Here is an 892-nt window from a genome sequence, read left to right on the forward strand (position 1 = left end):
GCCTCGGGGAGCTCGGCGGAGAGGGCGGGGCGGCCGGCCAGTTCGGCCAGTACGGCGGAGAAGCGGCGGCCGACCGGGCCGGCGTACGCGCCCTCCGTCCAGATCAGCGGGAGCGAGTCGGCGAGGTCGGACGCGAGGGTCTTGGCCGGGTTGCCGTACGTCGCGATCGCCGGACCGCAGCGTTCCGCCGTGCGGTCGAGGCGGTCGGCGACGAGCCGGAGGGTGTCCGGTGGCGCGGTGATCAGGCCGAGGCGGTCGAAGAGGACGAGCAGGGGGGTGAGCAGCGCCCAGAGCGCGCCGGGGCCGGTGGCGGTGCCCTCGTCGTACTCCTCGTACGGAGCGGTGGCCATTGGCACGACCAGGCCGTGTACGCCGTTGACGGACTCGCTCAGCGGGGAGCGCTGCGGGGCGACGGCTACGACGGTGCAGCCGCGGCGGTACGCCTGTTCCGCGAGGACGGCCAGGCCGGGTTCGGCGCCGTCCGGGGTGACGAGGAGCAGCAGGTCGACCGAGCCCGCCCAGCCCGGGAGCGCCCAGCGCAGGGCGCCGGCCGCGGGGGCGACTCCGGTGGAGTGCAGGCGGGTGACGGGGCACGCGGCACCGGCGAGGGTGGCCAGCAGGTCGGCCACGCCGTTCGCGGCGGTGCCGGGGCCCGCGATCAGTACGGCGCGGGGGCGGCCCTCCGGCTTCATCTCGGCGAGGCCGGCCTCCGTGGCGTGCCGGGCGGCGGTCCTTACCCGGGCGCCTGCCTCGGCGGCGCCGCGCAGCAGGCCGCGGCGGTCGGCGCGGGCCAGGGACTCCGGGTCGTCGAGCAACGACTCGTCGAGCATGGTGCGAGCCTCCGATCGCCGGGCGCGTGGCCCTGTGGTGGGGCGCTGCGCGGGTGGTGGGG

1 protein-coding gene is annotated in these 892 nt (G+C 77.6%); it reads right to left on the bottom strand.

Features of this window, described 5'->3' with window-relative positions; all coding sequences use genetic code 11:
• On the bottom strand, positions 1–830 hold an 830-nt coding region (locus tag E2E34_RS34705; protein WP_138905768.1), incomplete at its 3' end, for an SIS domain-containing protein.
• Between the last annotated feature and the right edge of the window lie 62 nt (positions 831–892).

It is taken from the genome of Streptomyces albidochromogenes (genome assembly GCF_005981925.1).
Classification (GTDB): domain Bacteria; phylum Actinomycetota; class Actinomycetes; order Streptomycetales; family Streptomycetaceae; genus Streptomyces; species Streptomyces albidochromogenes.